We start from the raw sequence: 25727 nt of genomic DNA, 5'->3' as shown, positions 1-25727 counted from the left end.
CGGCAGTATCGGCGATCCGCCGCCAGATTGGAATGCGACTGGATTCCGGCGTCACCGCAGGCGATCGGACGATTCGATTGGCGTGGAAAAGCCCGCTTTTTGCGTCGCCTGAGCATCGCCGTTGGTTAGTCACGCGAGACAATTGGTTCAGCCGAGGTGCAGCGGCCAAGTCAATTCGGCGACGCAGCCAATCAGGGCAGGATGCAACTGGATTGAGCCCCCGTGCAGTTCCGCGATCCGGTGCACTCGGCAGAGCGACAACCCAAGTCCGCGTCCAGCTTCCCGGCCACTGAAGTAGGGATCAAACGCACGGGCGGCGTCTTCCGGCGTCAGTCCTTGCCCACTGTCCGAGATTCGGAGCAAGCATTGCTTGGCGTCCGTGTCAGCTTCCATCGAGAGAACGATTTTGCCATCGACGCCAATCGATTCCACCGCATTGTGAATCAACGCCCGGATCGCTTCGCTCAACATGTCCGGGTCGCCGTCGCATTTCAACGACGACGGAATGTGGACGTCCACGACGATCTCATCGCGTTGCAGCGTCGAACGCATGGGGTCGAGCACATCGTTCACCACCTGTTTTGCAGGGAAGCTCGAAACCATCTGTGGTTCCGGCGGATGAGCGTAGAACATCAGGTCAGCGATCATCGCATGGGCCCGGTAGGACTGATCGACGATTCGCTGCAAGGATTCCGCTTGCTGAGGGCCCGACGCCGAGGCGATCAGCCCTTGCGCGCGAGTCGCAATGTTGGCCAGCGGGTTGTTGATCTCATGAGACAAACCGTAGGCCAATTGCTTCGCCAAATCGCGACGGACTATTTCGAGCGAATCTGAAAACTCGCTCTGCAAACGCTGGCGTTCCATCACCATCCCAGTGACTTTGCCGAACGCTTCGTGAGCATCTTGGTTGGACGGGTGTTTGTTGGGAACCGAAGTCGAGTCCGCTCGATCTGAATCGATCAGGCGAATCGAATGCATCGATTGGCAAATGCTGGCCCTGCGATGAAGGCCGGCGGCTTTCCACCACAGGTCCGATTCCATCAGCCAACGCGAAAACGGCAGCGTTTGGAAGTGTTGGTCCAGTCGCATGAATCGCTGGAGCTGCTGCTCACCGGTTTCCGTGTCCGGGCAAGAGAGGAACGCCGCCCCTTCCCAGACCTCGGTGCCATGCCGAATCCACCAATCGGCCAGTTGTTTGGTGGTCCATCGGCCCGCGATCGGGCGCCACCCACGCTCATGTTCTTGTACCAACTTGGCAGCGGTGAACAGGCACAACGCGGGGTCATGATGAAGCGTGTTGCGGAGCTTTCGACGAAACGTCGCGCTGGTGTCGCGAGAGACCAACGCGTGCAGCAACGTCGCCGACGAACTCGAACGCATTGGCAACCAAATGCGTTCTTCGTGCGTTGGATTCGCGGTTCCATCGTCATCCTGGATGACGATGGGAGGCAGCCAACCGGCAAACAAATCAGCCGATGACACCGCGATCCATTTCGAGCAAAGTGCAGGCGCGGCCAACCAAATCGTCGATCGAGAACGGCTTCTGCATGAAGTCGTTGGCGCCGGCGGCTTTCAAACCGTCGACCTTGCTGTGCTCGACCATCCCCGAGATGCAAAGAATCTTCACGGTGTCCATGGAAGGATCACTGCGGACTCGTTGGCAGACCTCTTTCCCGTTGATATCGGGAAGCATCACGTCGAGGATCACGAGGTCGGGGCGAAATTCTTTCACGCCCATCCCGGCGTCAAAGCCGTTGTTGGCGGTCCGGATTTCGAAGCGATTGTCTCGTTGGAAGCCGTCCTGCATCAAATCGACCAGATCTTGATCGTCGTCAACAATCAACAGCTTCTTCTTGCCGCTTTCCAACGCATCGGTCGGAATCCCATTGTCCTTCATGAACAAGAACAATTGCTCGCGAGGGATCCGGCGGAATTTGCTTCCTGGGACTCGGAAACCCTTCAGCGAACCGTTGTCGAAACAACGGATAATCGTCTGTTGACTGACTTTGCAGATCTTGGCTGCTTCGCCAGTCGTGAATACCGTTTTTGTGGTCATGGCGGGAACCGTCCTCCCTGTGGGGTAGCCCAATACCGAAATGAGGAAAGCGCGAAGCCGGTTGGGGGGCAGAGAAAACTCTCACCGAAGCACCCAGCTTCACTCCGTCACTCCAATTAGCAAAACCGCGGGGGTGATGCACTAGCACTTCAACCCACTAGAGTCACAAACGCACTTAAAATCCGCCGAACTCGCAAGGGTCACAAGCGACCGCACTTCCCTGGCTTGCCACTGAGGCAAATCATACAGTTCAGGCAAGATGGGTCAAGGTTGATTGGGCGTCTCACCGGTGCAACCGTTGGTGATCTTGGGTGAATGGCAAAAATGCGATGTTTTGCCCGTTTTTCAAGGTCAAACGATGGCGGCACTGGCAATCCAGGCTCGGAGACCAGCGACACAATTCACGCAGGGGAGAAGAATTGCCCGTGTTTCTTTTCCGTACGATGGCGCTCCAAGGCCGTCTTGTTTCCTTCGACGGTCTCGGAAGACCATCGTACGAGCGCGACGTTTTTTCCCGACGGTCTCGGAAGACCGCCGTGCGGATGCATCTCCACGTGCTCAAGACACGTGGATCACCGCTTTGACGACACCTGTCTCGGGATCGGTCCACGAGGGGAACGACTCAATGACATCTTCAAATTTCGCATGGTGGGTGATCCAAGGATCGGTGTCGATGACACCGGTTTCGATCAGATCAATGATGCGAGAAAAGTCGCGTGTCAACGCGTTGCGGCTGGCCAGAATCGTCAACTCACGGCGATGCAAGAACGGTGCGTGCGGGAACTGCAGGTCTTGCTGGGTGATCCCAACGTAGACGACTCGTCCGCCAAACGCGGCCATTTCCATCGCACGTCGCATTGAGTGATGATTGCCGGTGGCGTCGACGACCACATCGGCGCGGCGGCCTTGGGTCATCGCTTCCAGTTTCTCGATGTCAACTTCGGAACCATCAAACCGGATGGTGTTCGTGACACCCATCTTCTCTGTGACGAAATCCAGCCGCGTTTGGCTGAGGTCCGCGACGATGACCTTGGCACCGGCGACGCGAGCGAACTCGATTGCGGACAATCCAATCGGTCCCGAGCCAATCACCAACACGGTGTCTTTGTCGGTGACTTGAGCTCGATCAATCGCGTGACAGCCGATCGCCAGCGTTTCCACCAGGGCCGATTGCTCGTACGAGAGGTTGTTGGCGGGATGCAGCTTGCGGGCGGGCAAGATCATCTTTTCGGTCAGGCCCCCGTCGCACATCACGCCGAGTGTTTGGTGTGACTCGCAGCAGTTCGTCAAACCACGCTGGCACGAGTAACACGTTTGGCAATTGATGTATGGTTCCACGCTGCAGCGATCACCGACCTTTACGTTTTCAACGTCTTCGCCTACCGCGAGGACTTCCACGCCCAGTTCGTGCCCCGGAATTCGAGGGTACGAAAAGAAAGGGAACTTGCCGAGGTAGCCGCCCAAGTCCGTGCCACAAACACCGACACGGTGAATCCGAACCAAGGCTTCGCCCGGCCCCGGTGGCGATGGTTCGTCGATCTCAATCTGCTCCCATTGTTTAGGAGCACTCAGTTGCAAGGCTTTCATGCTCAGGCTCCCGTCCCAATGGCTTGGCCATCTTCGTCGATGAACAACGCCAGCAAGTGCCGGTCGTAGATGTTCTGGGTGACTTGTTGTCCGACGATTTCTTCGTTGGATTCCAGCAGGTCGGTGTATCGAGCGCCTGCTTTCGCCGCGACCTTGAACGAGACGTGCAACAACTGACGCACGTTGGCGTTGAAGTTGGGGTTCGAAGGGATGTGGCGAATCAGTTCCGCGAAGGCCGGGCCATCAAGCTTTTCCACGGCAGCCGAATCGGGCAATTGCGAACGATCGATGTCGATGACGCTGGCGTAAGGAGCACACAGTTCGTCGACGTGTTCCAACGCGTAGACGTAGATCTCTTTGGCCAGTGCCAATCCATCGCCACCGGCTTCGGCCAGCCCGATGATTTCTTCCAACCAAGTGGTGCCAGCGGTTTTCAAGTGGACGCCCGCGCCGGTTCGCTTCAGGCAATCGCGAATGATCGGGTACAGGCTGAACTTGTCGCTGCCGCTGTGAACGCTGAGCTTCAAAACTTCGGGCAGCCCGTACGCTTTGACGGCGTGAGCCAGCACAGCGACATCGTCATTGAACTCACGTTCGAATTGAGCCAAATCGCCGACGTAGTCGACGCCTTTGTTGAAGCGACCGGTGAACTTCGGTGCGATCGTTTGCACGCGAATGTTTTCATCCGCCAGCATGGCCAGGATGATCAGCAATTCCGGTGGCGTTTGCGGTTCATCGGTCTCGTCCATGGAGACTTCGGCGATGTAGTTGCCTTCGCCTTTGACGGACGCAATGTGCCGATCGATCTCGCCGGCTTCTTTGGTTGCCAACATGTACTGTCCAGCAACGCGGCGAACGTCTTCTTCCGTGATCGTCAGAGGAGCGGAGAGACCGTCCAGTTCCAACGTGCCGATCAGTTCGCTGTGCTTGGCAACGAAAGCATCGATGTCGGCTGGATCAGCGGGTTTGCCGATCGAATCGGCGACGTCGAGCGTGAAGAAGTCGGAACAAGGCAGGAACGGTTCCACGGTTTTCAAACCGATGTGGTCCGCGTCGACGTGCCAAGGACGATCGAAGCCGAGCTTTTCGACGGCGGCCGCGGCAGCGTCGTGAACACTTTGCGGTTCTGAGCCGACAAACGTGTGTTCGCGGTTGGATTTGTTCCAAACCGGAGCGACTTGGATGCCCTTTTCGGCCAAACGAGTGAAGGAACGCAGTTGAGCGGCCGCTTGGTGGGCGAAGCGGTCACCGACGCCGAAGGAGTATTTCTCAATCGTTAGCAAGGGAAGGCTCTCGAAACAGGTGGGGTGAAGGAGATGTTGGGCCAGCAATATGACTCATTCAGCCCGTCTCGGCCACGGGGTTGTTTGCACGGCAGCGGACCGTAAGTCTCAATGGTATATAGACTTCGGTGCTTGGCCGCGGTTTTGTTCGGTTCTCCTCCCGGTCGTTTGGTTTTCCGCTCACTTGGTTCGAGAAGGAGTCGACGCTACTGGATCAGCTCCAGCACGGCGAAGATTGGTCGGTGGTCCGAGGCAACCGCTTCGTCCAAGACTTTGACTTGGATCACCTTCCAGTGATTGCTGGGGCGAAACAGGATGAAATCGATCTGACGCTGGGGATTCGCCACCGGGATGGTTGGCAAAGCCTGCTCGTTCGCTCGCGTCCAGCTGGCATCGAGCTCGTTCAGCGTTGGGCTGTTGAGGACATCGTTCATGTCGCCAGCCAGCAGTGCGGGACGCGACAGCGTTTGGCTGACGATTTGATTGATGGCCTTGGCCGATGCAATTCGTTCGCCGTCTTTCCGGCGGGAATCCAAGTGAGTGGCCAGCAGCAACAGAGGTTCGTCGAGTCCAGGAATCTCCAGTTCCGCCGAAAGCACGCCGCGCTGTTCACCGTTGTCAAAATTTGGCAGGTGCTGGTTGCGATGATCGACGATCGGATACTTCGACAGCACCGCGTTCCCGTAATGGCCACCTTGAAGCGGGATGTTGGCGCCAAACGCGACCTGCATTCCCGTCAGCCGCGATAGTTCGGCCGGTTGATCGACGCTGCCGCTGCGAGACGCGTTTTGGTCGACTTCCTGGAGCGTCACCACATCTGGATGGACTGATTGAATCACCTTCGCGATGCGTTCCAAATCCAGTTTCCCGTCCACCCCTTCACCGTGATGGATGTTGTAGCAGAGCACTCGCACCTGCACCGGTTCCGCAGCTTCCAACGTGGCCACACCAATCAACATGGCCAACGCGGCCAACACGGCCAACCAAGCCTGCCCACAACTTCTCATCATTCGAATCGTCTGCATCTCTGATCCTGCCATCCAAAGGGTTTCAACACGTACCACGCCAATCTAACCGAAAAAGGTGTCAGGTACCTTTTTGGTAGTTTAGGTAGTTTCGTGGCGATCTTGGACGAATTCATCGAGCAGGTTCAAACGATCGCAACTTTGGCCTTCGCACTTCGTGAACCGGTCCAGGCGACGGAGCTCCTGATGATCTTGCGGCGATGTCACTGGCAGACCGGTCGTGAGTGGGCGACTGTCAAATCGATCAAGGTGATCAGCATCTTACCTATTCTGCCAAAAAGGTACCTGACACCTTTTCGAAGAAGACGGCGAGCCAGAGGGTGGGTTCTTTCTTGGTGGTCCACTCGACTCGGTGGCGTCGGTGGGCGGGGATGAGGAGGTGATCGCCGGGCTTCATCGTGACGGGTTCGCCGTCGTCGAAGCTGAGTTTGGCTTCGCCCTTGAGCACCACCACCCACTCGTCTTGTTCTTGGTCGTACCAAGTGCCCGGTTCCGTGGTGTGTCCGGTGGAGACGATCCGTTCAATGCGAACCGATTGCCCCTCGGCCAACACCTCGACGAGTTCCGATGGCAGATTGGTTGGAACGTTGTCGAACAAGTTCATGGTCGCGGAACGGTGAAGCGTGACGGGAGGTGATGAGACTTTGGTCGAGCGTGCGCTGAGTTGCGATCGCTTCCCTCACTCGAGTTGAATGATTCCTAAATCAACCAGTTCACTGGATTCTGATTCACCCGACAAAGGAATCGACAATGCATGGCCGCGGATGGAACCGTTTTGGTTCTGCCCGAGATCCGCTCTCAGTTCATACTCGCCGGCAGGAATGTCGTCGATCCGGAACAGACCGTCTGCGCCGACCGTTGCGAAAAACCGAGTCGCGTTCGATCTTTCGCGGTTATACGCTTCCGCTGCGGCGAGATAGTCCAACCCCGGTGTTGTCTGCAACCAAGCTTCCCATTGTGCTGGGTTTTGCTGCAACTTCGCGCGGTTGACGGTCGGAGTCGGTGGCGTCAGACGCACGTTGACATGGACCGTGGCGAGGCTCCAAATGATCGGTTCGCGATGGTTTGGGGGAGCCTGCAATTGCCCGATCGCGGAACGGCCGGAACCACCCAAATCCAGTTCCAAGTTCTCTCCGGCCTCGATGGTGAATGGCACGCGTGGAGTCGAGGTGATTTCCTCGGCTCCGTCGTCGACCATCATGATGATTTCGCGACCGATAGACCCACGCCCGTCAAACAGGCGGTCGTGGCGATACCGGCCCTGTCCATCCGTCACCGTGGTCGCGGTCGCGTAGACTCGACCCGTGTTCCGGTGATCCGAACGAAACTCGCCGCCGGAAAGGGTCAGTCGCGTGTTGACTGCTGGCGTTGCACCGATTCGATAAGTGCCTTGCACGGATGACCAAGGCCGTAATTCAATTGGTTCGTCTGCTTGGATTGATTCCGAATACAGGAACGCGTTGCCTTGATCATGAATCACGACCACGTGAAAGGGATCATCTCGGACAGGCAGGCTGAATCGGCCATCGATATCGGCTGCCAATCGGGTGGCGTAAGTGGAAGAATCTCGAAACATGCCATCTTGGATCGAGATTTGTGCTCCATGGTTGGAAATTGCCAGGCCGGCATGAGCCGCGGGCTGCCCGTTCGCGTCAACAATCTGTCCGGTGATGCTCTCAGCCGGTTGCATTTGAAAGTCAAACGTCACGTCGCCTTCGTCAAACTGGAAATCGCGTGATTGAGCCACGCGGTACCCATCCGCTTCCATGCGAACAACGTAGCCACTGCCCGATCGATTGAATTCCACTCGGTAGTCAGCCGAGTTGGATGTGTAAGCCTCACGCTTGTACCAGTCGAAGCCAATGCTGGGGTTGTCATTGCGATGCCCCGGAGTCACTCGAAATCCGGTGATCGGTTCGCCCGATTCTGCGTCGAGTACCCGGCCGGTGATCACCAACAGCGGTGGAGGTTGAAACAGGTGTTCCGCATCACCGGCAACGATCGGTTGCTGAACCAACTGCATGCCTCCTGGTGGGCAGATGTCCGCTTCGAAAACATCGAGTGGAGCTTCGTTCCACTCCCAGATGCCGTTTTCGTCGGTGTAGCAATCGACGTGGTCAAATTCAAAGTAGTCGACTCGGCCGCGCCAACGTTGCAGGAAGATCCTGGTCTTCGGCAACCCGTTTCCATCGGCATCCACGACGCGGACTTTGACACGCCCACCCGGAGGCAAGACAAAGTCGACCGGTTTCATTCCGGGACGGACATGCACCTCTTTCATTTCCAAGGCACGTTCCTTGGCAAACACGACGACTCGGCAGTGCCTCTCTTCACATCCCGTCAGTTGATAGCGACCGAACTCGTCCGTCTTCACCTCGCGGAGCTCATTGAGGAACTTGGTTCGGACCGTCGCATCTTCAATCGGGTTGCCTTCCGGATCGCGAACAAAGCCGGCCAATGTCAACCCTTGGGTCAAGGTGACACTGCCCGCAGATGGTTGTTCCGCAGTCGATTCAAACTCACTGCGAGAGAGATTGGTTCTCAATGGGCCAAATTGGGGATGGTTGATCGCAACCGTCACGTCACGTTTGGAGGTGGGGACATGTCCATACCGCCATCGCCCGTTCGCGTCTGTTTTGATCGAGGTGCCAACATGCAACGATCTCGTCGCTGTTGGTGGCGTGCGAAACGGCAGACTCGGATGAACTTCCGCACCCTCGATGGGGCGACCTCCTGGGTCGAGCACCACTCCACCCACCGCCCAAGCAGGCTCAATTTTGGCGGTCGCCGAATCGGGCATGGCATTTTTGTTTTGATCCAACTCGAGCCAATATGGAGCGAAACCCTCCGTCACGATCGAAAAGGAAATGTTCTTTGGGAACTGCTTCCTCTGCAGACGCAGAACCCCAGCGGAATCCGCGTTGACCATGACGCCGTAAGTGCCCTTCTTTTCAAACGCACCCACGACGATGTCGGTGGCTGCCATTCTGGGGCGGCACCGGATTTCAATGCTGGCGTTGGTGACGACATTGCCATCCAAGTCGACGACTCGCAGTTCGAACACCTGCACTTCGGTTCCGGGCTCGTTCGCGTTTTCGTCTGCTCCGACGGAATCCAAACTGACCACGGCCAGCATCAGAAAAACAGCGAACGACCAGCGTTTCGCAGCGAGTGTCCATGAAGTCATTTCAAATTCCTCGTTGAGTCTGAACGTCCGTCGACAATCCCGTGACGAGTTGATTCCCCCCCAAGATAGCACGCTGTGACCTTCTGGATAAAAACGGCTTGTATTGCCTACGGCTTGTCGGCACCCTGCCTACAGGGTGTCGTCGAAGAAAAGTTCTGCAGAACCTCGGTCCAGGAGAAACGAATGACGAAGTCCACACCGCCGCCGCTGACTGAATCCCAGCGGGAGGTCATGGAAATATTCTGGAAGCACGGCGAAGCGACCGTCAGTGAAGTGCGAGAGTACCTTGCTGGTCTCGGGCGTCACGTCGCACGCAACACAGTCCAAACAACAATCGTGCGTTTGGAGGCCAAGGGTTGGGCAAAGCATCGGGAATGCGGAAGGACGTTTGTTTACTCCGCCGCTCAACCCCAAACGCGATCTTTGGGCGTCAAGGTCGCTCAAATGGTGGACCGATTCTTCGCGGGGTCACCGGAGGACATGGTGACGGCGTTGATCGAATACCGCGGGCTCACGGAGGAAGAGGCGACGCGAATCACGGCGATGATTGACGAAGCAGCAGGAAAAGCGAAGGAGAGTGCTCCGAAGAAGACCAAGTCAAAATCCACCCAAAAGCGAGGTCGGTGAAGATGAACCTTCCATCTTATGGTCTCAGTTGCGTGGTATTCGCCAGTCTCGTTTCGATTGCGGCTTTGACCGTCAATCGATTGATGCATCGGTTTGCAACCGCTCGGCACGGGATGCTTCTTTCCGCATTGGTGGTGATCCTTGCCAGCCCAGCCTGGATCGCTCTGTTGCGAACGCCTCAAGTCGCTTCTCGCAACCCGTTGTCGGGGCTGTTGGTCAGCGAACGCGACACGATGATGGGCGGCGAAATCAACATGCTTTTGCCGTTGCGGTTGGAAACGCCGGCCAAAACGGAAGTGCCTGATTCGATGGAGCGTCACGCGGAGTGGTCGCCGAACGACGAGGTTTCGTGGGAGGAAAATGCGATAACGTTGCAAAGCAATTTGCCCGCGACTTCACTGGCGATCCAGCCCGCGATCGCGACCGGAACGTCTGCGGAGTCTGCAGTCCAAGCAAACCCACTTAAAGATCGGATCATGCGTGCGGCGCGGTCGGTGTTTCCGTCACTGGTCGCGGCGTCGTTGCTTGGCACGCTCGTCGTATTGATTCGCGTGTTAGTCGGCTTGGTTCGATTGCGTCAAATCCTGAGAAAATCCACTCCTGTCTCCAGCCATCGCGTGCGTGAAAGCTTCGTCGAAGCCTGCGGACGTATTGGGCTCCGACCCGATTCCGTTCGTTTGGTGGTTTCTGATCAAGTCGAGATTCCCATCGCCGCTCGGTTGATCCAGTCGGTCGTCGTATTACCTCGTGAGATGGTTCAGGACGATTCGCCATCGGATTTGAGCCAAGTTCTGATTCATGAACTGGCTCATGTGAAACGCCGCGACCAGTGGATCGTGCTTCTTCAGCACCTCGCATCGGCGATCCATTGGTGGAACCCGTTGGTTCATCGTTTGAACCGATGTCTCGCAGAAGCTCGTGAAGAGATTTGCGACAACCATGTGCTCGTGAATTGCGATGCGCCGAGCTATTGCCGGACGCTATTGCAGATCACCCAGCGCCAACGTCAAACGATGGTTCCCTTTGGAGCGGTTGGCTTGTTCACCTCGCGATGGAAGCTCGAACAACGAATCCAATCGCTGCTGAACGCGAATCGAATCCGGGCAACAGCAATGACTTGGAAAGGTCGTTCGCTAATCGGGCTTGGAGTTCTATTGGTGTTGGCTATGGGGAGCCAATTGGCGATCCCGGTTGAGGCGGTTGAGCCTCAAGTCACGGGCTCCAGCGAATCTCCCGCCAAGGCATCGGTCGCGACCCAGTCGACCGAGGATGTGGAAGAGCCGTTGCAAACTTCGGCCTTTTCGGGATTCGTCAAAGATGAGTTCGGCCGGCCAATTGAGAGAGCGAAGGTGGTTGCCTTCTACCAACTGAGCGAGCAACGTGAGGTGGCGAGCTTGGTGGATGCGTCGGATGCGGAGGGGCGTTTCGAATTCACTGACATTCCACTCACCAACCCAGATTTGAAATCACTGGCCATTTATTCCTACGCGAGCGGCTATGCAATTCAAGCGCGACGTGTTCATCGCAATTCCCTTTCGGCACCGTTGAACGCTGATTTGCTCGACCTGGATTTCGAACTGCAGCCAGAAGCAATCGGAATTGTTGATGTGGTCGACGAAGACGGGCAACCGGTGGCTGGGGCTGTCCTGAATCAATTGCAGTCGAAAGGCGAAACATTGACCAGTCTGTATCTGTACCGTGATGTCTGGGAGCAACTTGGTTTGCCTGTGCCAACGTCAGACGAAAATGGCCGTATGGAGATCCCTTCTATCTCGCAAGCCAGGATTTATGACGTTCAGCTGGTGCATCCCGAATTTGCCAAAACGCCGGTTTGGGAAACTCCTCTTTCGGAAACACCTTTGACCGCCGTGATTGAGAAGGGGAATCCGGTCAAGTTCGTCGTCACGAGTCCTACGGACTCAGACAAAATCGATCAGGCGAAGATCGAAGTGGTGGTCAATGAGATCGGTGGCGTATTCATGGTCGTTTGTGATGTCCCCGAAGACGGGATCGTTGAGACACGACTGCGTGATGCCAACTCGAACATCTCGATCAAGCACCCAACGCTCGTCAGCCGGTCCTGGTATTTTTACCGCACGAGCCAGCCAACGATGGAGTTCTCGCTTCATCGCACGGGGTCGGTTCGAGGACGAGTGGTTGATACGGAGACGGGCGATGGAGTTGGACAAATGACAGTCACTTTTGGCGGCAATCATCGGCAGCTGCACCTCCTACGCACCGATAAGGATGGCTACTACGAGGGTGAGGTTGCGGAAGGCGAGTACTCGGTGAAAATCGAAGATATTCAGGGGCAGTGGAAAGCGACGGAGGACGATAGGCGGGAAATCCATGTTGGGGCGAACGAGACGGTTCAAATGAAAACGTTCACTGCGAACCGGTCTGCTCCGATTCAGGGGCGAGTGTTACTTGAGTCAGGCGAGCCCGTTGCGAATGCCATCGTCCTTCAGGGTTTTCGGCAAAAGCCCATCCTGACTGATGCCGACGGAAAGTTTGCTGTCGTTCGTGGTTCGCGAGGGAATCAGGTGGTCTATGTGATTCATCCGACTAAAAAACTGTCTCGTGTGACGATTTTGCCAAACGAGGCGAAACATCTCGATATGGTGCTGGCACCCGAAGGAAGCTTGAAGGGCGTTGTCATCGACTCGGACGGCAACGCTTTGGTGGATGTTCCGGCTTCGCTGAAAATTCAGGTGTCATCGCGCTCAAATCGCGGGAGCAACATGTCGACGACCATACGGACCAAGCAAACCGACCAAGAGGGGGCCGTCCGTTTTGATGGCCTGATTGAAGGAGCCCAATATGCTCTCGAGGCAAATGGCAAATTCAGATCGAGCTTTGGTGAACGGTTGCGGCAAACCAGTCGGTCGTTTGACGTTGCCGCGGCGCCCTGGGAAGTCGTTGAGCTCAAAGTCCACTCCGCGTTGGAAACTGAGCTCAATGAACTAGCCCGGTATCAACAGGCTCCGGGAACGATCCAGCCACTGAACGCAACGAATTGGTTGAACGGCGATCCGGTCGATGTTGTTTCAGGAGAAGCGGACTTTCGTCTGATTGTGTTCGGACGATCGAAACACAGTTTCGAAGAAGCGAATCTGGTGCACCAGTTTTATGGTGATCAAGGGGTTCAAGTCGTTGGCGTCGTCGGGAACAGAATCTCAGGACCTGAAAGCAGAGCCGCATGGGCGGGAGAGCTTCAAATCCCAATTGCGGTCGATGACGGCAACGCCAAGATATTTTCTCGGTATGGAGTCGATTCAAACGGCAGTGTCCTGCTGTACGGAGCAGATGGACAGTTCATCGAACGGATCAATCGAGGAAGAGACCTACTTTGGATCATGAGAAATCATGTTCTGTATCGGGATTGATCGAGTCAAACGACCTTGTCGATCTCGCTCGAAAGCAGGCGTGGGTGTACGATGCGATCATGACTGACAGCGCACTTCCTCCCAATCAACAGCTTGTTCGTGGTGATCGTTGGCCCATTGTGGGGGAACGACATCCGGGCGAGATCGATTCGCCTTGGTCGCTCGAGTTTTGTGGCTGCGTCGCGAGTTCGCCGACGTTTTCGCTCGACGAGATTCGAGCGATGCCGCAGGAGACTCGGCAAATCGATGTTCACTGCGTGACGCGTTGGTCGAAACCGGCGATGTCGTTCACCGGCGTTCGTCTGCGAGATTTGCTGCACGATTCGGAAACCCCGATCTGGACCGACGAGGCGAACTTCGTTTCGTTTGTCGCACGGAGTGAACGCAATCATTCGACCTCGCTACCGCTCAGCGAAATGCTGGAACTCGATCCGATCATCGCGTTGCAAGCCGAAGGCAAACCGCTGGCGACGGAGAACGGCGGTCCGATGCGAATGGTGGTTCCGGGCAAGTACTTCTACAAGAGCGTGAAGTGGATCCGCCGGATTGAGTTCTTGAAAGAAGAGCGTCTGGGGTACTGGGAATCCGAGGCTGGATATCACAACGGTGCGGACCCGTGGCGTGAGGAACGCTACATGGCATCGACGTTGACCAAGCAAGAAGCATTGCGAGTGATCGAGTCGCGAGATTTCCGCGAGAAAGACCTTCGCGGCATTCATGCGGCTCACCGGGATTTGTCGGGTTTGAAAGCAACTGACGCGTTGCTTCGGGACGCGGATTTCCAGTCCTGCAATCTTCAGCGGGCTGAGTTGCGAGATGCCAACCTCTCCAACGCGAATCTTCAGGGGGCCGACCTTCGGGAGGCTTGTCTGGCAGACGCGGATCTCGAAGGCGCGGACTTGTCCGGGGCAGACCTGCGTGGGTGCGATTTGCGTGGGGCTTCACTCTTCGGTGCCACCTTCTGCCAATTCGATTCCGGTGCGACGCCCAGGCTGACTGCCAAGTTTGATTCGAAGACTCAACTCGATGTGGCCTCCTTGGACGCATTGGTCGAGGATCAGAAGGCGTTTGTTTTGAAAGCGATCGAGTCGTCGGGGTCGGATTGATAGGCGTGGACGTCTGCTCGATGTTCAGCGACTGCGGCCAAGCAATTGGAAACTGTCGGAGGTGCTTGGCTCACTCGGGTTCGCTTCGCCGATCTTCAGCCCGCTTCAGGCAGAATTCATTGATTGGGCAGGTGTCACATTTGGGAGCCCGTGACAGGCAAACTCGCTTGCCAAACTGAATCAGCCAAAAGTGCCCTTCCGCGAAAGCCCATGGGGGAGCCACGTCGTTCAGTGCTTCGGCAGTCTTTTCGGCATTGTTGCCAATCGCGATACCGGTCCGATTGCAAACGCGATGAACGTGTGTGTCGACCGCGATCGTGTCGATCCCGAAAGCGAACTGCAGCACGATGTCGGCACACTTTCGACCGATGCCGGGGAGTTGCATCAGCTCCGGACGGGTGCTGGGAACCACTCCGCCGAATTCATCCAGCAACGCTGTGCAGAATTTGCGAACGTTTTTGGTTTTGACATTGTACAGCCCGCACGGCTTGATGGCGGCAGAGATCTGCTCGTCGTCGAGTCTCAACATTGTCTTGGGCGTTCGCGCCAATTGGAACAAGGCCTTCGTTGCGGCGGCCGTGTTGGCATCGCGTGATTGGGCCGACAGCATGCAAGAGATGCAGGTGCGAAACGGATTGGGTTGGCCCTTCGGTCCCATGGACCCTGGGGCACGACCCGGCATCTCGCGAGCGAGGATCTGAAATACCTGCTCGATCTGTTCCGGCGGCAGTGGTTGTTTGGGCGTCTGTGTCACGGATGGATTGATCGCACTCGAGTTCGCTTTCGGGCATCAGGACATTGTGCGCGTCGTCAACCGCGACTGCGTCCGGCGGGCGATCTCTCGAGCATCTGCAGTTCTCATCGATCGATCGTTGCCGTGGTTGGTTGTGAACCTGGATGGGACGGCGTGTGTCCGTCTCGGTTGCTCAATTTTCACTCCTTCTTTGTTGCTCATCCTATTTCGAGAATTGCTGTTAATTCTTCCTCGTGTAATTCGGTTCAATTGTTTCCAGGTGTCAGGTTGCGTGGAGTCGATCATCGCTTTCGCTCGGCAGGATGATGCCATGCGGCACGGCTTTGGAGGAAATCGTCAGTTTCCAACGGTGCATGGTTCTTCGCATTGATGATCAATGAGGGTTCACTCGTCAGCTCCGAGCAGTTCGCTTGGTTGACCTCTGTCCGTTGCCGGGAGTTGCCTTCCGCGGTCGATGTTCGAAACGGCATGGGCTTTGCAACCGCGGACACTGAGGTATCGCGTTCGTGGGAGTCGCCTGTGCTCCCACTCGTCTTTGAAGCGCGGTCCACCAATCCAAATTCTGGTCTCTCCCGCAATCAAACGGTCGTTGATGGAAGTTCGTGACAAATTAGAAATCCTTGCTGACGCGGCGAAATACGATGCGTCGTGCGCCAGCAGCGGATCCAAGGGGACTCGCGCTGGCAGTCAGATCGGCAGCACGGAAGGGATGGGGATTTGCCACAGCTACACGCCGGACGGTCGGTGCGTTTCGCTGCTGAAAATTCTGCTCACGAATTACTGCATCTACGATTGTCAGTACTGTGTGAACCGAATTTCCAGCGATACGCCTCGTGCTCGGTTCACTGTCGACGAAGTCGTCTCGTTGACGATGGAATTTTACAAACGCAACTACATCGAGGGTTTGTTCCTGAGTTCGGGCATCATCCAAAACTCGGACTACACAATGGAGCAATTGATCGAGGTCGCTCGTCGACTTCGGACCGACCAACATTTCGGCGGCTACATCCATCTGAAGACCATCCCCAACGCTTCGCAGGGATTGATCGATCAGGCAGGCGCGTGGGCCGATCGTTTGAGCGTCAACATCGAGTTGCCAACCGAAAGCGATTTGGTGCAATTGGCACCGGAAAAGAAGAAGCCGCAGATTGTCGACACGATGAGTGGCATTCGCGAAAAGATCGACGAGAACAAAGAGGAAAAGAAGTCGGGTTTCAAACCGCCACGGTTTGCGCCGGCCGGTCAAAGCACCCAAATGATCGTCGGGGCGACGCCGACTCCCGATCTTGAGATTCTCAAGACGGCTTCCGAGCTCTACGCCGGCCAGCGACTTCGCCGCGTGTACTATTCGGCCTACAGTCCCATCCCGCACGCCGATGCTCGACTTCCTGGTCAATCGCCGCCGCTGGTTCGCGAACACCGTTTGTACCAAGCCGATTGGCTGATGCGCTTTTACGGTTTCGACGCCAGCGAAATCGTTGCGGATGGTGACTCGAACTTGTCGCTGGAGATGGACCCCAAACTGGCGTGGGCGATCGCAAATCGCCACTTCTTTCCCGTGGACGTGAATCGGGCCAGTCGCGAGGAGCTGCTCCGCATTCCCGGCATTGGTGTCCGCAGTGTGGATCGCATCTTGAAGATTCGAAAGTTCCAAAGCTTGCGAATCGCTGACCTGCGAAAGTTGCGAGTCGCATGGAAGCGAACCAAATGGTTCGTTGAAACGGCAGATCACAACCCTGGTCTGGCCAGCTTGGACAAGCTCGATCTCGGCGAACGCGCCAAACCGCCGACGACGCAGTTGCTGTTGTTCGATGCCTCGGCGTCGGCGATCTCAGGCGAGGTTTGACTTCGAATGCTGCCAACAAATTGCGTTGAGACTTTTAAACAGTGGCGGAACGAAGCCAGGCGGCTGATCGCAATGGGCGCGCGCCCTGTCGATGTTCACTGGCAAACCGATCCGGACCAATTGAGTTTGTTTGAGGAGGTCCCCAGCGGTTCAGACTCCGGCACGCCACCTAGCAAGACGACGGACCAGCAATCGGATTCTGCCAGTTCCGCGATGACCGTACCTCGTTCCTTTCTAGGACTCGCCGAGAACGTCGCCTGTCACCGCGACGCCGGACGTTGGGCGTTGCTCTACCGAACGCTGTGGCGAATCCTCCATGAGCAACGGGAACTGCTGAAGATCACGACTGACGACGACGTTTACGAACTGACTCAAATGCAGAAGGCGGTCACGCGCGACGTTCACAAGATGAAAGCGTTCGTGCGGTTTCGCAAAGTCGTGAATGATCCCGAGACCTTTGTGGCTTGGCATCGACCTGATCATCGGATCATGCGTTTGGCGGCTCCGTTTTTTGCACGACGTTTCAAAGGCATGCGTTGGTCGATCTTCACGCCGGATGAGTCCGCGTCTTGGGATCAAACCTCTCTGCAATATGGTCGTGGTGTGCCCGCCAGCGAAGTGGACAGTGACGATTCGCTGGAAGAATTGTGGAAGACCTACTACGCATCGATCTTCAATCCGGCTCGCGTCAAGGTCGCGATGATGAAGCGTGAGATGCCAGTGCGACATTGGGCGACGCTGCCCGAAGCGGAGCTGATTCCGGAATTGCTTGAGCAAGCACCGACTCGCGTCGAAAAGATGATCGAAACTCATGAGGGATTCGGCCAGACGGCAACGCATTTCATGCCAGCCAAGATCAATCTGCCGAGTCTTGCTGCTGCTGTGAGCCAGTGTTCCGCTTGCGATCTCTGTCAGGATGCAACGCAAGCCGTCTTTGGTGAGGGCAATCCCGATGCCCGGATTGTCGTGATCGGTGAGCAGCCCGGTGACCAGGAGGACGTTCAAGGCAAACCGTTCGTCGGTCCCGCTGGGCAACTTCTCAACGAATGCTTGTCGCAGGCAGGCATCGATCGCGACGAAGTGTACGTGACCAACACGGTCAAGCACTTCAAGTTCACCCAGCGCGGCAAGCGGAGACTGCATCAGAAGCCAAACTCGCGTGAAATCTACGCTTGCCGGCCTTGGCTGGAAGCGGAACTGTCGGTGGTCTCGCCCAAGGTGATTGTGTGCTTGGGAGCGACGCCATCTCAAGCGTTGTTCGGCCGCGATTTTAGAATTACCAAATCACGCGGAGTGAGGCTGCAAACGGAGTGGTGCGACCAGACGTTTGCGACGTGGCATCCGGCAGCCGTTCTGCGCATGCCTGATGAATCACGGCGAGCCCAGATGCAAGAACAACTGGTCGCTGATCTGCGAGTTGCGGTGAGCCATTCATGATTCTGCAATCGACTCCCACCGGTTTGTATTGCGCACGCGGTGGCTTTTACATTGACCCCAACCGCCCAGTCGACCGTGCCGTCGTCAGTCACGCCCACACGGACCACGCTCGATGGGGCTGCCGTCGGTATTTGTCGGCCAAGCCGAGCGAGCATCTGTTGCGCATGCGGATGAACGATGATGCCGAGTTCGAATTTTTGAACTACGGCGAGTCCATTTCGATTGCCGGAGTCAACATCAGTTTTCATCCTGCCGGACACATCCTGGGTTCGGCCCAAGTTCGCTTGGAATATCGAGGGCGTGTCGAAGTGGTCACTGGCGATTACAAACTCGGTGACGATCCAACCTGCGAAAGCTGGCAACCGATCCGATGTCACCTGATGGTCACCGAGTCGACATTCGGTTTGCCGGTCTACCGCTGGCAGCCGGATGAGGTGACAACGGCTGCGATCAACCAGTGGTGGCGAGAGAGTCGCGACGCTGGCAAGTGTTGTGTGCTGTATGGCTACGCGGTCGGCAAGAGTCAAAGACTGCTGGCCGGATTGGACACCTCCATTGGGCCGATCTACACGCACGGGGCCGTTGAAAAAGGGACACAGGCATACCGGGATTCAGGCGTCGCGATGCCGGAAACCACTCACGTGGGCTCGATCGATGGAAAGCATGATTGGTCGGGCGGGATGGTGGTCGCGGTTCCAAGTGCGCATGGGACACCGTGGATGCGAAAGTTTGGACGCGTCAGCACGGCGATGGCCAGCGGCTGGATGGCGGTTCGCGGAGCCCGGCGACGTCGCAGCGTGGACCGTGGGTTCATCGTCAGCGACCACGTCGATTGGCCGTCGTTGATGCAAGCGATCGAGGCTTGCGATCCAGAAAACGTCTGGGTCACGCACGGGTACAGCGCCGTGGTGGCTCGATACCTCAACGAGCAAGGCCGTCAGGCGGAGGTTCTGGAGTCGTCCACTCGTTCCGACAACGAGGAAGACGCAGAGACTCCCGAGCGTCCAGCTGAATCGGAGACGGAAGCATGATCCGTTTCGCACAGCTCTACAACACGTTGGATTCAACGACGAAGACCAACGAAAAGATCGCGGCCATGTCTGCCTACTTGGGTGACGTGGATGGGTTGGATGCCGCCTGGGCGATCCATTTCCTTTCCGGGAACAAGCTTCGGCAACTCGTGCCAACGAAGCTGTTGCGAGTTTGGGCTGCGGAACAAGCTGGCATTCCGAGCTGGTTGTTCGAGGAGTCGTATCACGCGGTTGGGGACTTGGCAGAGACCCTTGCATTGGTGGTTCCGGTGAATACGGAACGCGAACGTGCGGGATCCAGCGACGATCATCCGTTCGGCGATTCGAGAGAAAGCGAGCAAAATGAATCCGCTCTGTCCATGACGGTTTCATCTGCGTCCATTGTCCTCGAAAGCGGTGGTGGTGAGGCTCCTCTCGAGCAAAGTCTCGCGACCTGGGTCACGCAGCGGCTGTTGCCGCTTCGCAACATGGAAGAGGACGAACAGAGGACAGAGATTCTGGCGATTTGGCGGCAGACGCCCGTTCAAGTTCGCTTTGTGGTCATGAAGTTGATCACCGGGGCATTTCGCGTGGGAGTCAGCAAGCGTTTGGTGACACGCGCGATCGCGGATCGCTTTGACATTCCCGCTGATGTGATTGCACACCGTCTGATGGGAAATTGGAAACCGTCGGTTGAGTTCTTTCAACAACTGATCGACCCTGACACGAACGACACGCGACTCAGCCAGCCGTACCCGTTTTGTTTGGCTCATGCACTCGACAATGAGCAGGGGCCGGAACCGCTGGGCGACGCCTCGGACTACGTTGCGGAATGGAAGTGGGACGGTATTCGCGGTCAGGTGATCCGACGAGAGGGCGAAACCTTCGTTTGGTCACGCGGAGAAGACTTGATGGAGAATCGTTGGCCGGAGATTGAAGCTGCTGCCGCATGTTTGCCAAACGGGACGGTGTTGGACGGAGAGATTCTCGCGGCGAAAGGCGACGGGGAAGTGCTTCCGTTTGCTGCACTGCAACGACGGATCGGGCGGAAAACCGTTGGCAAGAAACTCTTGACGGAAGTTCCGGTTGTCTTTCATGCCTTTGATCTGCTGGAAGAAAGCGGTCGCGATCTACGCTCACTCCCGTTCAGCGATCGTCGCGAGCGACTCGAGTCCCTGTTGCGATCGATCGAGCACCCGCACCTCTGTGCGACGAAGTTGATCGATGGATCATCGTGGGACACCTGGCGAACAATCCGCGAATCCAGTCGCCAGCAGAACGCGGAAGGGTTGATGCTGAAGCACAAGCAATCGGTCTACGACACCGGACGTGTTCGTGGAACCTGGTGGAAGTGGAAGGTCCAACCGTACACGATCGATGCCGTTTTGATTTATGCACAAAAGGGACACGGCAGGCGTGCGAGTCTGTACACGGACTACACGTTTGCGTTGTGGGACGATGAGAAGTTGGTGCCGTTCGCAAAGGCTTACAGCGGATTGACTGATGCGGAGATTCGGAAGGTCGATCGCTTCGTTCGCACTCACACCAACGAATCCTTTGGTCCGGTTCGCAGTGTGTCGCCGGAACTGGTGATGGAGCTCGCGTTCGAGGGGCTGCAGCGCAGTTCACGACACAAAAGCGGCATCGCGACTCGGTTTCCACGGATCCAACGTTGGCGTCACGACAAACAGGCGGCTGATGCGAACCATCTGAGCGAGCTACTCGAATTGCTCCGCTGACGAATGTATATCCCAACCCGACGCGTGAGCGAGGGACCGTGCTGCTCGGTGGTGAGTCCCTCGCTGACGCGTCGGGTTGTGATGATGAGACGCATGCAATTGTACCAAGGCAATCGGCCACTCATTTCGACGGCTGCATTTCACGGCGGATGAGGGGAGCTCGCTGGCAATCCCGACGCGTGAGCGAGGGACCATGCGGCTCGGTGGTGAGTCCCTCGCTGACGCGTCGGGTTGTGATGATGAGACGCATGCAATTGTACCAAGGCAATCGGCCACTCATTTCGACGGTTGCATTTCACGGCGTATGAGGGGAGCTCGCTGACATTCCCGACGCGTGAGCGAGGGACCATGCGACGGCTCGGTGGTGAGTCCCTCGCTGACGCGTCGGGATGTGATGATGAGACGCATGCAATTGTACCAAGGCAATCGGCCACTCATTTCGACGGTTGCATTTCACGGCGGATGAGGGGAGCTCGCTGGCATTCCTAACCCGACGCGTGAGCGAGGGACCGTGCTGCTCGGTGGTGAGTCCCTCGCTGACGCGTCGGGATGTGATGATGAGACGCATGCAATTGTACCAAGGCAATCGGCCACTCATTTCGACGGCTGCATTTCACGGCGGATGACGTGAGCTTGGTGACATTCGCAACCCGACGCTTGAGCGAGGGACCATGCGGCTCGGTGGTGAGTCCCTCACGCGTCGAGTAGCTATCGTTCCAGTCCCTTTCGATCCTGTGCTTCAGTGACGTACATCACGACTCTCGCGAGTGAGTCTTCGTTCCAGATGTATCGGATACTTCCTCTCTCGGCCCACCAGTTGGTGCGATGTGGATTCGACCTTTCTTTCAGCCTTCGTGTACACCATGCTTTGATATCCTTGCGAATCTTTTTGGGGGCTGTCTTGGTTGCGCTGACCACGATGTGTGCATGATTGGATCGGCAATCAACCGCGTGCATCGTCCAGTCTCGCATTTGGCAAGTTTCTGTCACTTGAGCGACAACAATTTCTCGATCACCTGGATTGAGCAGGCACTGCTTCTCCTTCATCTGTGTCGTGCACATTGACTCGAGATTTCGATTGGGCAATTGCCACCCATGGTGATACTCGACCCATCCGCGATCGTTGCCCGGAAGCCAGGTGCCATAGGTTGGCCAAGTGATGAAGAATGCAAACGGATCTTGCATGGACACATTGTGAACCATCTCGAGGAGTCCCTCGCTGACGCGTCGGGTTGTGATGATGAGACGCATGCAATTGTACCAAGGCAATCAGCCACTCATTTCGACGGCTGCATTTCACGGCGGATGAGGGGAGCTCGCTGGCATTCCCAACCCGACGTGTGAGCGAGGGACCGTGCTGCTCGGTGGTGAGTCCCTCGCTGACGCGTCGGGTTGGGAGGATGACTTCGCTCTGTGGCACACAGATTGCGTTGTCGACGGACGACCGCTGCGGTTCATTTTGCTGGGGCCGCAAATCGCTGACGAACAACCCAAGCCGCCAATCGGATCCTTTGAACAACTCTCTTAAGCTCGTGCCCGAGACACCCACTCAGACAATTGACCGCTACTTCGCGTCAATTGGTTGGAAACCATTCGCGTTTCAACGAACAGTTTGGCGGAGTTATCGCGATGGCTACAGCGGGTTGTTGCACTCCGCGACGGGGACGGGAAAGACACTGGGCGTTTGGATGGGGCCGATCCTGAAATGGCTGCAGGAGAACCCTGACAGGTCGAAATGGAATCCGAAGCGAAGTCCGCCGGTTCGTGTCCTGTGGATCACGCCGCTGCGTGCGCTGGCCGGTGACACTGAGAAGTCACTCCGCGCACCGCTTGATGCGCTGGGGCTGCCGTGGACCCTTGAATCCAGAACGGGCGACAGCAAACAGAGTGCGAAGCAGCGGCAACTGAAGAAGCTTCCAACGGCACTCGTCACGACGCCGGAAAGTCTTTCGTTGATGCTGACGCATGAGAAACTTCTGGCTCAGTTGTCGCAATTGGAATGTGTGATCGTCGACGAATGGCACGAGTTGCTGGGCACGAAGCGTGGCATTCAAACCGAGTTAGCACTGTCGCGGCTTCGTTCGCTCAATCCCGATCTGCGGATCTGGGGTGTGTCGGCGACCCTCGGCAATTTGGCTCAGGCGTGTCAGGCCTTGATGGGAGACACTCCGGCCGACCGAGTCAAAGTGGTGGAAGGGCACAAAAACAAGAAGATCAAAGTGGAGTCCATCATTCCGGAAAAAATGGATCGATTTCCCTGGTCAGGGCATCTCGGCACCAAAATGGTTCCACAGGTCGTGCAGTTGTTGGAGTCCGTCCAAAGTGCGTTGGTTTTCACCAACACTCGTTCGCAAACCGAGATCTGGTATCAGCATCTGTTGAAGCAGAAACCCGAGTGGGCGGGGCAGATCGCGATCCATCATGGTTCGCTCGACATGTCCGTCCGCCGATGGGTCGAGGACGGCTTGCGTGCAGGGAAGCTGCGTGCGGTGGTTTGCACCAGCAGTTTGGACCTGGGGGTGGATTTCACCGCCGTGGATTTAGTGGTTCAAATCGGCAGTCCCAAAGGGGCCGCGAGATTGTTGCAACGGGCGGGCCGAAGTGGGCATCAGCCTGACGCGACGAGCAGGCTGGTGTTTGTTCCCACCAATGCGATTGAACTGATCGAGTTGGCGGCTGCCCAAGACGCCATTCGCAGTGGTCGCTTGGAGGCTCGGCCAATGTTGGACAAACCGCTCGATGTGCTCGCTCAACATGTCGTGACGATCGCGATCGGCGGAGGCTTCACCCAGGACGCTCTGCTAGAAGAGGTTCGCATGGCTCACGCGTATCAATCACTGACCGATCCGGAGTGGCAATGGGTTTTGGACTTCGTCGTTCGCGGGGGCGAGTCACTGGAAGCCTACCCGGACTACCACCGCGTCGAAGTCGTCGACGAGCGATTCCAAGTGACTCAGCGACGGACGATCACCAATCACCGCATGAACATCGGCACGATCGTCGCCGATGCATCGATGCAGGTGAAGTATCTGAAAGGAAAGACGCTTGGAAGCGCGGAGGAGAGTTTCCTTTCAAAACTGAAACCCGGCAACAAGTTTCTGTTCGCGGGCCGCTTGGTGGAATTGGTGCGTGTCAAAGACAACGCAGCGTACGTGCGTCGGGCCAAGGGAAAACCAGACACGGTGCCGCGTTGGATGGGCGCACGCATGCCGCTCTCGAGTGAACTGAGCGACGGACTCCGGAGACGAATCGAGCAGGCTTCCGAGGGGACCTTCGTCGGTCGAGAAATGAAGTCGCTCAAACCGTTGCTGGAATTGCAGGCTGAGTGGAGCACGCTGCCTCGCAGCGATGAACTGTTGATGGAAAAGGTCAAGACTCGCGGCGGGCATCACGTGTTTTTGTATCCGTTTGAAGGCCGTCTCGTTCACGAAGGCTTGGCGGCGCTGTTTGCGTATCGCATGTCGCAACGACGGACGCAGACGTTTTCCATTGGCTGCAATGACCACGGCATCGTGTTGCAGTCACCCACGCCAATCGAGGTCGAACAGGCGGTGACCGCTGGGGTGTTCGCCACCGGTGACTTGGTCGAAGAGATTTTGAAAAGCATGAACTCGACCGAGATGGCAAAGCGTCAGTTTCGTCAGATCGCACGCGTTGCCGGTTTGATTCACCCTGGTCTGCCCGGTCGGCGAAAAAGTGCCGGGCATTTGCAAGCCAGCAGCAATTTGTTCTTTGATGTTTTCTGTCAGTACGATCCGAACAACATGCTTTTGGAACAGAGTCGCCGGGAAGTGCTGGAACAGCAACTGGAATCTTCGCGGATGCGGTTGGCGTTGCAACGCATTCAGGCGAGCCGCATCCTTCTCAACGAACCGAAACGTGTGACTCCGTTGGCGTTCGGGCTGTTGGTCGACAAATTGCGGGAACGGGTCAGCAGCGAAACTTTGGCAGATCGAATTCGAAGAATGCAAGCTGACTTGGAACTGGCGGCGGGCAAGCCATGACGTCGGGATCAATCATCACGAATTTGGCCGGCACCGAGTGGCAACTTTTCGCGTCGCGGGCCGCGTTTTGCCCAGAACATGACACGCTGTTTGTCGCCGATCCGCATCTGGGAAAGGACGCAACGTTTCGTCGTCATGGACTTCCGGTGCCACTGGGAAGCAGTGTTGAAACCTTGCAAACCATCTCGCGTTTGCTGGCGGACACGAGTGCTTCTCGCCTCGTGATTCTTGGGGACTTGTTCCACGCGAGATCATCGCTCACGACCGAAACCGTCGCCGCCGTCGAATCGTTTTTTGCCGAGCACCCATCCGTGGAGTTCCTGCTGGTCCGAGGCAATCACGATGCACACGTCGGGAATCTACCCGGCACCTGGCCGATTCGAACCGTCGAGGAAGGAGAGCGGATGGGGCAACTTGCGTTGGGGCACCATCCTGGTCCGGTGCCAGATGGAGCCGACCTGTGGTTGTGCGGTCATTTGCATCCCGCGATCCGAATCGGCTCAGGACGCGATTCGTTTGGGAAGCTGCCGTGTTTCTGGTACTCGTCTGGATGTCTCGTCTTTCCGGCCATCGGCGAGTTCACCGGAACCCACGTCGTCCAGCCCGAGAAAGACGATCGGACTTGGTTGGTTGCCGACAACGAAATCATCGAAGTGTGAACAAGAAGGCCCTGATTCAAG

18 protein-coding genes are annotated in these 25727 nt (G+C 56.8%); 9 read left to right on the top strand and 9 right to left on the bottom strand.

Annotation, left to right across the window (positions count from 1 at the left end; translation table 11 throughout):
• Positions 1-147: 147 nt before the first annotated feature.
• From RISK_RS15045 to RISK_RS15015, 7 genes are all read right to left on the bottom strand, one after another.
• Positions 148-1482 carry a sensor histidine kinase gene (locus RISK_RS15045; RefSeq protein ID WP_047815133.1) on the bottom strand — a complete coding sequence of 445 codons (1335 nt, stop codon included), beginning with the start codon at positions 1480-1482 and terminating at the stop codon, positions 148-150.
• Complete coding sequence (locus RISK_RS15040; protein ID WP_047815132.1) at positions 1469-2056, bottom strand: response regulator; 588 nt, start codon at positions 2054-2056, stop codon at positions 1469-1471. Before RISK_RS15040 ends, RISK_RS15045 begins: the two co-directional genes overlap by 14 nt.
• Before the next feature lie 558 nt (positions 2057-2614).
• On the bottom strand, positions 2615-3643 hold the full coding sequence (locus RISK_RS15035; protein ID WP_047815131.1) for a zinc-binding alcohol dehydrogenase family protein: 1029 nt from the start codon (positions 3641-3643) through the stop codon (positions 2615-2617).
• A gap of 2 nt (positions 3644-3645) precedes the next feature.
• Positions 3646-4926: a tagaturonate epimerase family protein gene (locus RISK_RS15030; RefSeq protein ID WP_047815130.1), complete on the bottom strand. Its 1281-nt coding sequence runs from the start codon at positions 4924-4926 to the stop codon at positions 3646-3648.
• 206 nt (positions 4927-5132) lie between these two features.
• A complete protein-coding gene (locus RISK_RS15025) occupies positions 5133-5936 on the bottom strand; it encodes an endonuclease/exonuclease/phosphatase family protein (RefSeq protein WP_236696339.1) in 804 nt (267 codons plus the stop codon).
• 280 nt (positions 5937-6216) lie between these two features.
• Positions 6217-6555: a cupin domain-containing protein gene (locus RISK_RS15020; protein ID WP_047815128.1), complete on the bottom strand. Its 339-nt coding sequence runs from the start codon at positions 6553-6555 to the stop codon at positions 6217-6219.
• A gap of 75 nt (positions 6556-6630) precedes the next feature.
• The gene (locus RISK_RS15015) at positions 6631-9138 is read right to left on the bottom strand and encodes a carboxypeptidase-like regulatory domain-containing protein (protein ID WP_047815127.1); all 2508 of its coding nucleotides are present in this window, start codon (positions 9136-9138) and stop codon (positions 6631-6633) included.
• A 183-nt stretch (positions 9139-9321) separates the two neighbouring features.
• Between RISK_RS15015 and RISK_RS15010 the strand changes: the two genes are divergently transcribed.
• Genes RISK_RS15010 through RISK_RS15000 form a run of 3 tightly spaced genes read left to right on the top strand, consistent with a single transcriptional unit; the run spans position 9322 to position 14257 of the window.
• Positions 9322-9765: a BlaI/MecI/CopY family transcriptional regulator gene (locus RISK_RS15010; protein WP_083434992.1), complete on the top strand. Its 444-nt coding sequence runs from the start codon at positions 9322-9324 to the stop codon at positions 9763-9765.
• A 2-nt stretch (positions 9766-9767) separates the two neighbouring features.
• Positions 9768-13151 (top strand): M56 family metallopeptidase, encoded by a 3384-nt coding sequence (locus tag RISK_RS15005; protein ID WP_047815125.1) that lies wholly within the window; start codon positions 9768-9770, stop codon positions 13149-13151.
• A 59-nt stretch (positions 13152-13210) separates the two neighbouring features.
• Positions 13211-14257, top strand: a complete 1047-nt coding sequence (locus RISK_RS15000; RefSeq protein ID WP_236696338.1) for a molybdopterin-dependent oxidoreductase — start codon at positions 13211-13213, stop codon at positions 14255-14257.
• Positions 14258-14327: 70 nt separating this feature from the next.
• On the opposite strand, the gene RISK_RS14995 is transcribed toward RISK_RS15000, so the two are convergent.
• A complete protein-coding gene (locus RISK_RS14995) occupies positions 14328-15011 on the bottom strand; it encodes an endonuclease III domain-containing protein (protein ID WP_201778952.1) in 684 nt (227 codons plus the stop codon).
• Positions 15012-15603: 592 nt separating this feature from the next.
• Here RISK_RS14995 and RISK_RS14980 point away from each other — a divergent pair.
• Genes RISK_RS14980 through RISK_RS14965 form a run of 4 tightly spaced genes read left to right on the top strand, consistent with a single transcriptional unit; the run spans position 15604 to position 21043 of the window.
• The gene (locus RISK_RS14980) at positions 15604-16857 is read left to right on the top strand and encodes a putative DNA modification/repair radical SAM protein (RefSeq protein WP_047815121.1); all 1254 of its coding nucleotides are present in this window, start codon (positions 15604-15606) and stop codon (positions 16855-16857) included.
• Positions 16858-16863: 6 nt separating this feature from the next.
• Entirely contained in the window at positions 16864-18294 is a 1431-nt protein-coding gene (locus RISK_RS14975) for a UdgX family uracil-DNA binding protein (RefSeq protein ID WP_047815120.1), read from the top strand.
• The gene (locus tag RISK_RS14970) at positions 18291-19325 is read left to right on the top strand and encodes a ligase-associated DNA damage response exonuclease (RefSeq protein WP_047815119.1); all 1035 of its coding nucleotides are present in this window, start codon (positions 18291-18293) and stop codon (positions 19323-19325) included. Before RISK_RS14975 ends, RISK_RS14970 begins: the two co-directional genes overlap by 4 nt.
• Entirely contained in the window at positions 19322-21043 is a 1722-nt protein-coding gene (locus RISK_RS14965; RefSeq protein WP_047815118.1) for an ATP-dependent DNA ligase, read from the top strand. Before RISK_RS14970 ends, RISK_RS14965 begins: the two co-directional genes overlap by 4 nt.
• Before the next feature lie 708 nt (positions 21044-21751).
• Here RISK_RS14965 and RISK_RS33080 read toward each other — a convergent pair.
• A complete protein-coding gene (locus tag RISK_RS33080; RefSeq protein WP_236696336.1) occupies positions 21752-22294 on the bottom strand; it encodes a transposase in 543 nt (180 codons plus the stop codon).
• A gap of 149 nt (positions 22295-22443) precedes the next feature.
• Between RISK_RS33080 and RISK_RS14955 the strand changes: the two genes are divergently transcribed.
• Both RISK_RS14955 and pdeM read left to right on the top strand, forming a co-directional pair.
• Positions 22444-25047: a ligase-associated DNA damage response DEXH box helicase gene (locus tag RISK_RS14955; RefSeq protein ID WP_083434991.1), complete on the top strand. Its 2604-nt coding sequence runs from the start codon at positions 22444-22446 to the stop codon at positions 25045-25047.
• Positions 25044-25706 carry a ligase-associated DNA damage response endonuclease PdeM gene (gene pdeM, locus RISK_RS14950; protein WP_047815117.1) on the top strand — a complete coding sequence of 221 codons (663 nt, stop codon included), beginning with the start codon at positions 25044-25046 and terminating at the stop codon, positions 25704-25706. Before RISK_RS14955 ends, pdeM begins: the two co-directional genes overlap by 4 nt.
• The last annotated feature ends 21 nt before the right edge of the window (positions 25707-25727 follow it).

The sequence above is a fragment of the Rhodopirellula islandica genome (assembly GCF_001027925.1).
Lineage (GTDB): Bacteria > Planctomycetota > Planctomycetia > Pirellulales > Pirellulaceae > Rhodopirellula > Rhodopirellula islandica.
The sequence above is the reverse complement of the archived record's forward strand: the minus strand, read 5'-3'. Positions and strand labels throughout refer to the sequence as shown.

Bases quoted from the DNA above. Each gene is read 5' to 3' on its own strand.
- RISK_RS15025 (WP_236696339.1), bottom strand. From the start codon at position 5,936: ATGATGAGAAGTTGTGGGCAGGCTTGGTTGGCCGTGTTGGCCGCGTTG.
- RISK_RS15020 (WP_047815128.1), bottom strand. From the start codon at position 6,555: ATGAACTTGTTCGACAACGTTCCAACCAATCTGCCATCGGAACTCGTC.
- RISK_RS15010 (WP_083434992.1), top strand. From the start codon at position 9,322: ATGACGAAGTCCACACCGCCGCCGCTGACTGAATCCCAGCGGGAGGTC.
- RISK_RS14965 (WP_047815118.1), top strand. From the start codon at position 19,322: ATGATCCGTTTCGCACAGCTCTACAACACGTTGGATTCAACGACGAAG.
- RISK_RS15035 (WP_047815131.1), bottom strand. From the start codon at position 3,643: ATGAAAGCCTTGCAACTGAGTGCTCCTAAACAATGGGAGCAGATTGAG.
- RISK_RS14970 (WP_047815119.1), top strand. From the start codon at position 18,291: ATGATTCTGCAATCGACTCCCACCGGTTTGTATTGCGCACGCGGTGGC.
- RISK_RS15015 (WP_047815127.1), bottom strand. From the start codon at position 9,138: ATGACTTCATGGACACTCGCTGCGAAACGCTGGTCGTTCGCTGTTTTT.
- pdeM (WP_047815117.1), top strand. From the start codon at position 25,044: ATGACGTCGGGATCAATCATCACGAATTTGGCCGGCACCGAGTGGCAA.
- RISK_RS14955 (WP_083434991.1), top strand. From the start codon at position 22,444: ATGACTTCGCTCTGTGGCACACAGATTGCGTTGTCGACGGACGACCGC.
- RISK_RS15040 (WP_047815132.1), bottom strand. From the start codon at position 2,056: ATGACCACAAAAACGGTATTCACGACTGGCGAAGCAGCCAAGATCTGC.
- RISK_RS14975 (WP_047815120.1), top strand. From the start codon at position 16,864: ATGCTGCCAACAAATTGCGTTGAGACTTTTAAACAGTGGCGGAACGAA.
- RISK_RS14980 (WP_047815121.1), top strand. From the start codon at position 15,604: ATGGAAGTTCGTGACAAATTAGAAATCCTTGCTGACGCGGCGAAATAC.
- RISK_RS33080 (WP_236696336.1), bottom strand. From the start codon at position 22,294: ATGCGTCTCATCATCACAACCCGACGCGTCAGCGAGGGACTCCTCGAG.
- RISK_RS15005 (WP_047815125.1), top strand. From the start codon at position 9,768: ATGAACCTTCCATCTTATGGTCTCAGTTGCGTGGTATTCGCCAGTCTC.
- RISK_RS15000 (WP_236696338.1), top strand. From the start codon at position 13,211: ATGACTGACAGCGCACTTCCTCCCAATCAACAGCTTGTTCGTGGTGAT.